This is a genomic window from Mangrovactinospora gilvigrisea, from assembly GCF_001879105.1.
GTDB classification, from domain to species: Bacteria; Actinomycetota; Actinomycetes; order Streptomycetales; family Streptomycetaceae; genus Mangrovactinospora; species Mangrovactinospora gilvigrisea.
Genome location: NZ_MLCF01000029.1, coordinates 38,336 through 44,873 on the forward strand (window position 1 = coordinate 38,336; position 6,538 = coordinate 44,873).

A 6,538-nucleotide genomic window follows, 5' to 3' on the forward strand; every position below is an offset into this window, starting at 1 on the left:
ATCTGCGGCGTTGCCCAAGCACGCACGTAAGAACCACTACGAACGAGCTCGGGCGCCTTGCAGCTGCACGCACCGAACGACGCGGAAAGCGCACCCTACTTCGCCAAACCCGCTTAGTGCCGCGCGAAGAGCAGATCGCGGATCACGTGCCCCTTCTGCATCCCCTGCCGCTCGAACTTCGTCACCGGGCGCCACTCGGGCCGCTCCGACCATCCCTCGCCACCGGTGTTGGCGAGCAGCGGCTCCGCGGAGAGCACCGCCAGCATCTGCTCGGCGTACGGCTCCCAGTCGGTGGCGCAGTGCAGCACCCCGCCCGGCGCCAGCCGGGAGGCCGCCAGCCGGACGAACTCCGGCTGCACCAGCCGCCGCTTGTGATGGCGCTTCTTGGGCCACGGGTCCGGGAAGAAGATCCGCAGCCCGGCGAGGGAGCCCTCCGGCAGCATGTCGCGCAGCAGCACCACCGCGTCGCCCGCCGCGACCCGCACGTTCGCCAGGCCGTCCGCCTCGATGCGGTGCAGCAGGCTGCCCAGGCCCGGGCGGTGCACCTCGACCGCGAGCAGGCCGGTGGACGGATCGTCCGCGGCCATCCGCGCGGTGGCGTCGCCCATCCCCGAGCCGATCTCCACCACCACCGGGCGCCCGTCCAGCAGCGCGGCCGGGTCCAGCGGCGTCCCGTCGATCTCCACCCCGTACCGCGGCCACAGCCGGCGCAGCGCGCCCGCCTGCAGCTGGGTGATGCGTCCGGACCGGGCGTGGAAGCTGTGCACCTGGCGGTGGTGCGGATGGGCGGGATCGGCGGCGTCGGGGGAGGGGGGATGTGCGCTCACAAGGCCGCAATCCTAATCGCCGAGCACCGCCAGCACCCGCCCCGCCACCTCGCGGCCTATCGGCAGCGAGGCCGTCGCCGCCGGGGACGGGGCGTTGAGCACATGGACGACGCGGCCGCCCGCGCCCACCTCGATGAGGAAGTCGTCCACCAGCGCGCCGAAACGATCCACCGCCTGGGCCCGCACGCCCGAGCCGGAGCGGACCAGGTCGCGCTCCTCCACCTCCGGCAGCAGCTCGCGCACCGCCCGGGTGAAGGCCGTCCGCGAGGCGGAGCGGTGCAACTCGCCGACCTCGTACCGCCAGTGGCGGCGCGCCAGCCGCCAGAAGCCCGGCCAGGCGAGCGTGCCGGCCACGTCCCGGCCGCGCACCACCGACCAGCCGTAGCCCTCGCGCGCCGCGGCCGGCACCGCGTTCGGGCCGACGTGCACGCCGCCGTGCACCCCGCGCGTCAGATGCACCCCCAGGAACGGGAAGGCCGGGTCGGGCACCGGGTAGACCAGGCCCTTCACCAGCCCCTCCCGGGACGGCACCAGCTCGAAGTACTCGCCGCGGAAGGGCAGCACCCGCACGCCCGGGTCGTCGCCGGCGGCGCGCGCCACCGCGTCGCAGTGCAGGCCCGCGCAGTTGACCACGGCCCGCGCGGCGACCTCGCCGGACGCCGTCTCCAGCACCGTGCGGGAGCCGCCGCCGGACGGGGTGATGCGCAGCACCTCCGCCCGCGTCCGCAGCCGGGCGCCGGCCTCCCCGGCCAGCTCGGCGAGGCGCCGCGCCACCGCGGCGAAGTCCGCCACGCCGGTCGTCGCCACCTCCAGGGCGGCCACCCCCGCGACATGCGGCTCCCGCTCGGCGAGCTGGCCGCGGCCCAACTCCCGCACCGGGATGCCGTTCTCCCGGCCGCGCTGGGCGAGCGCGTGCAGCCGGGGCAGCTGCGCGGAGGCCCCTGACGACGTGGCCACGATCAGCTTGCCCGTCACCCGATGCGGCAGGCCCTGCTCGGCGCAGAACTCCGTCATCTCGCGCGCGCCGGTGACGGCGTACTTCGCCTTGAGGCTGCCTGGGCGGTAGTACACCCCGCTGTGGATCACCCCGCTGTTGCGGCCCGTCTGGTGCCGGGCCGGCGCGTCCTCCTTCTCCAGGACGAGCACCTTCAGCGACGGCGCGGCCCGCGTCAGCGCGTACGCGGTCGCCAACCCGACGATCCCGCCCCCCACCACGGCCACATCACAGCTGTCCACCCCACGGATCATTCCACCGCGCACGGACAACCGGTAGCGCGTCCTTCAGGACACCAGCGCCCGGGCGCGCGCCGCCAGCGCGGCCACCTGGGGCTCCGCGCGGTGCGGCTCCAGGCGGAGCAGGAAGTCCTTGACGTACTCCCGGCTGCGCGCCGAGGAGACCCGCTCCACCACGTCCATCGCCTGCTCGCCCATCGCGCAGGCGGCGTCCAGGTCGCCCGACTCCAGCTCCGCGACCGCCGCGACCACCAGCCGCAGGCTGTGCGTGCGGATGAAGCCCTCCTGCGGCTTGGCCAGCGCCTGCTGGGTGAAGCGCCGCACCTGCCCCGGCAGCTTCAGGTCGCGGTAGCACTCGGCCGCGTCCGCGGCGAAGCGGTCCACGTTGAAGAAGTCGATCCAGTGCGGGTCCTCGTCGCCGGGACGCGACCGCTCCAGGAACGTCTCCGCCTTCGCCAGCGACTGCCCGCAGAGCGCCTCGTCGCCGGCCCGGGCGTGCGCCCGCGCCTCCATCAGGTGGAAGAAGCCCATGGTGCGGGCCGTCGCCACCGCGCGGTTGCGCTCGATGGCGGCCTGCGCCAGGTCGATGCCCTCCTCGGAGAAGCCCCGATAGGTGGCCTGCAGGCTCATCGACGCCAGGACGTAGCCGCCCAGCGGCACGTCCGCCGCCGCGCGGGCCAGCCGCAGCGCCTGGATGTAGTAGCGCTGCGCGGCCTCGTGCTGGCCGACATCGAACGCCATGTACCCGGCGAGGCGGGAGAGTTCGGACGTCGCCTGGAAGAGCGCGCGGCCCACCTCGTCGCTGTAGGAGCCGGTGAGCAGCGGCGCGGCCTCGTTGCGCAGGCACTCCGGGACCAGGCCGGCGCGCCAGTCGCCGCCGCCGTACTTGCTGTCCCAGTGCCGGGCGTCCTCCGCGGCCTCGCGCAGCTTCTGCGCGTCCGCGTGGCCCACCCGGCGGGTGGACGGGTCCTGGAGGGTGCGCGCCACCGCGCCGTCCGCGGGCGTGATCAGCCAGCGCGACACCGGTGTCGCGTACGCGGCCACCGAGAACGCGCCGGCCAGCGACTGCCAGTACCGGCCGCCGCCCGCGGAGCCGCGCTCGCCCAGATCGACCCGCCACAGGTCGGTCGCGGACCTTATGGCCGCCTCCACGTCCCGCGGGAAGGCGAGGCCCAGCTCCGGCGCGGGGTCCGCGTCGCCGAGGCCGATCTCGTGCAGCGGGACCGGCCGGCCCAGCTTGCCGCCGATCGCCGCGGCGATCAGATGCGGCACGGCGCCCTGGGGCACCATGCCCTTGGTGACCCAGCGCGCCACCGACGTCTTGTCGTAACGCAGCGTCAGCCCCCGCTGCCGGCCGAGGTCGTTGACGCGGCGGGCCAGCCCGGCATTGCTGATGCCGGCCACCGCTAGCATCGCGCCGAGCTTCTCGTTGGGGCTCCTGGTCCGACCGCTCACGCCTGTGCCACCCCCAGAAGCAGGTGCCGGGACGGAAGTTGGGCAGCACCCTGCGCCCACATCCTTAGATACCCAGCGTAGTTCGATGCATCCCAGCGGTTAAGAGGATTCGTTCCGGATGGCGGAAAACGTCGACAATGCCCCCCGTCGGTGGCCGGTCCGCGACGACCCGCCGGGCGGCGGTCGTGCGACGGGGCGTGTCGTCGTGCGCCGGTCCGTGCGACCTTCTCGGCCGCCCGCGGCGGTAGTTGCATCGCACCGTGGGTCGGCCCACCGTTCGAGGGCACGGTGGGCCGGGGGTTCTCCGCCGTCTCATTCCCCGCGGGCGGCGGAAACGGCCCGGGGGCGAGCGGACGCCCCCGGGCCGCCTATCGCTCTGCGGCGCGGGCCCCGCGCAGCGGCTCCGGCGGAGCGGCTCCGGCCGCGGGCCCACCTGGCGGCTTCGTCGTGCGGACACGGCTGCTCGACACGCCCGGCGTCAGCGTGCGCGCCGCGTGCGCGTCCGGGCCCGCGTCCGGGCCCGCGTTGCGCCGTCTCGCCGCTCCGTCCCCCGCCACGCGGCTCGACCGGGGGCGGTCCGAGGCGACGCCATGGTGCCGTCTCGCCGGTCCGGCTCGTGGTGGCTCGTGGCGACGCCGCTGCGCGGACGGTGTGCAACGGCCCGTCAGCCGCCTGCCAGGGCCTGTGGCCGCGGCCGTTCGGGGACGGGGCGGTGGCTGACGGTGCGGACCGCCGGCGTCGCGCGGGCCCGGCGGCCGCGCATGGGCGGCGACGGCGTGCACGCGAAGTGTGACGGGTAATGGCAGCATGTTCCCTGCGGCGCAACGCCGTTGACGCACCAAGAGGGGACACACGCAGATGCGCTGGCTCGTCGGCTGGAGCGGCACCCGCGCGGGCTACGGCCCGCACGACACGCCCGCCGTGCACCCCGTCGGCGCCCGCCAGATATGGTCCGCGCCCGACCCCCTGTGGGCCGTCGGCGACTGGCGCGACGACGAGATCCGCACCGTCACCCTGCCCCGGCCGCCGCGCCCCGCCCACCTCCCGGCGTCCGCCGGGGACGCCGGCCCCGTCGGCGACGGCATCGCCCGCCTCGCCGTCCTCGGCCGCTGCCCCGCCTCCGACGACCAGCTGCGCGGCGCCCTCGTCCGCGCCGCCGCCGGCGCGCTGGGCCACCTCGCCGCCTGGCCCGGCAGCTACACCGTCGTCATCCGCGCCGGCCGCCGCACCGCCGTCGTCGGCGACCTGGTCGGCGCCCGCCCCGTCTTCCACGCCCCCTGGGCCGGCGGCACCGCCTACGCCACCGCCGGCCTGCCGCTCGCCGACCTCCTCGAGTCCGACCTCGACCTGGGCCACCTCGCCGCCCGCCTCGCCTGCCCCGAGTCCCCCGAGGTCATCGACGCCGGCGCACAGGGGCAGGGGCGCCCCGCCCTCACCACCCCCTACCGCGGCGTGCTGCGCGTCCCGCCCGGGCACGCCCTCGTCGTCCGGGACGGCAAGCCGGACGTCCCGTCCCTGGAGCAGCGCCGCTCGCACATGGCCGGCCCCGCCCCCGAGCCCAGCCGCGCCCAGGCGCTGGACGGGCTCCGCGAGGCCCTCCAGGAGGCCGTCCAGGCCCGCGGCTTCGCCGAGTTGGGCGAACTGCACCGGCCGGGCGCCGACCTCTCCGGCGGCACCGCGTCCGCCGCCCTCGCCCTGCTCGCCGCCGGACGCCCCGGCGGCCTCCCCGGCGGACGCACCGCCCCGCCGCTGCTCGCCGTCACCTTCACCGACACCGCCACCCCCGGCGGCCCCGGCACCGAGCGCGAGCTCCAACTCGCCCGCACCATGGCCGCCGACCGCCGGCTGGAGCACGTGGTGGTGCCCGGCGGCGCCGACGCGCTGCCCTTCACCGGCCTGGAGGACGGCCCGCTCACCGACGAGCCGTCACCCGCCCTCGTCCACGCGGGACGCGAGCGCCACCGGCTCGCCGCGGCGAGCGAGGCCGGCGGCGACGACCACCTCACCGGCCACGGCGCCCGCCAGGCCCTGGACGGGCACCCCGCGCGCCTCGTCGACCTCTACCTCGACCGCCGCCGCCGGGCGATGGTCAAGCCGCTGCGGGCGCTGGCCCGGGTCGGCGGCGGCCAGCAGCTGCTGGGCAGCGCCCTGCTGTGGCGGTCCGTCTCCCGCGCCGCGCACACCCCCTACCGCCACGGCCTGGAGGACCTCGCCGCGCTGCTCGCCAAGGGCGGGACGGGCAACGGCGGTTCGGGCGCCGCCGGCGCGGGCGGCCCGCGCAAGGCCTTCGCCCGCGCCTCCTTCGCCTGGTGCACCCCCGGCCCGGCGGCGCGCTGGCTGACCGGCGAGGTGCTCGCCGACATCGCCGGCTCGCTGGACCACGCGGCCCGCGTCCCCGACCCGCCCGACCGCCCCGGACGGCACCGCAGCTGGCAGGCGCTGGGCCGGGCCGCCGAGGAGTACCGCGCCCTGGAGCAGGCCGCGGAGGTGACGGGCCAGCGGCTGCACGCGCCCTTCCTGGACAACGTGGTGGTGCGCGCCTGCCGGGAGATCCCCGAGACGGTGCGGGTGCAGCCGGGCGCACGGCCCGAGCTGCTGCGCGCGGTGCTGGACGCCTGCGGGGTTCGGGGCCTGCCGGAAGGTTTCGGGGCGTCCTCGCGGCCGGACACCGCGCTGGCGATGCGCACCGGGCTGCGGGTGGCCGCCGAGGAGCTGCACGAGATGTTCGCGGCGTCGGTGCTGGAGAAGGCCGGGCTCGTCGACCCGCGTCCGGTGCGGGCCGCGCTGCGGGCGGCGGCGGACGGGGAGGACGTGCCGGCGGAGGGGCTCGCGGAGCTGATCGCCGTCGAGGTGTGGCTGCGCAGGCTGCTGTCGCGGCGCGGGTCCTGCTGGACGGGGACGGGCCCGCCGCGGCGGATGGCCGTGACGGCGTTCTAGCGCCGTCCCGGCACTAGCCGACGGCGTCCCGCGCCGCGGAGGGGGCGGGGTGCCGGGGTTCGGGGCGGCGAACCCCGCGTCGTGCG

General features: G+C 76.8%; 4 protein-coding genes. 1 reads left to right on the plus strand and 3 read right to left on the minus strand.

Annotation, left to right across the window (positions count from 1 at the left end):
* Window positions 1–113: 113 nt before the first annotated feature.
* Genes trmB through BIV57_RS07630 form a run of 3 tightly spaced genes read right to left on the minus strand, consistent with a single transcriptional unit; the run spans window position 114 to window position 3,473 of the window.
* Window positions 114–827, minus strand: a complete 714-nt coding sequence (trmB, locus tag BIV57_RS07620) for a tRNA (guanosine(46)-N7)-methyltransferase TrmB (protein ID WP_071655899.1) — start codon at window positions 825–827, stop codon at window positions 114–116.
* A gap of 12 nt (window positions 828–839) precedes the next feature.
* Window positions 840–2,075 (minus strand): L-2-hydroxyglutarate oxidase, encoded by a 1,236-nt coding sequence (gene lhgO, locus BIV57_RS07625; RefSeq protein ID WP_071655900.1) that lies wholly within the window; start codon window positions 2,073–2,075, stop codon window positions 840–842.
* A gap of 33 nt (window positions 2,076–2,108) precedes the next feature.
* Complete coding sequence (locus BIV57_RS07630; protein ID WP_107409501.1) at window positions 2,109–3,473, minus strand: NsdA family TPR-like regulatory protein; 1,365 nt, start codon at window positions 3,471–3,473, stop codon at window positions 2,109–2,111.
* A gap of 900 nt (window positions 3,474–4,373) precedes the next feature.
* Here BIV57_RS07630 and BIV57_RS07635 point away from each other — a divergent pair.
* Complete coding sequence (locus tag BIV57_RS07635) at window positions 4,374–6,452, plus strand: asparagine synthase-related protein (RefSeq protein ID WP_071655902.1); 2,079 nt, start codon at window positions 4,374–4,376, stop codon at window positions 6,450–6,452.
* Window positions 6,453–6,538: the final 86 nt, after the last annotated feature.

What these genes read in the sequence shown, in the direction of transcription:
- BIV57_RS07635 (WP_071655902.1), top strand. Translation starts at nt 4,374, where the DNA reads ATGCGCTGGCTCGTCGGCTGGAGCGGCACCCGCGCGGGCTACGGCCCG.
- lhgO (WP_071655900.1), bottom strand. Translation starts at nt 2,075, where the DNA reads ATGATCCGTGGGGTGGACAGCTGTGATGTGGCCGTGGTGGGGGGCGGG.
- BIV57_RS07630 (WP_107409501.1), bottom strand. Translation starts at nt 3,473, where the DNA reads ATGCTAGCGGTGGCCGGCATCAGCAATGCCGGGCTGGCCCGCCGCGTC.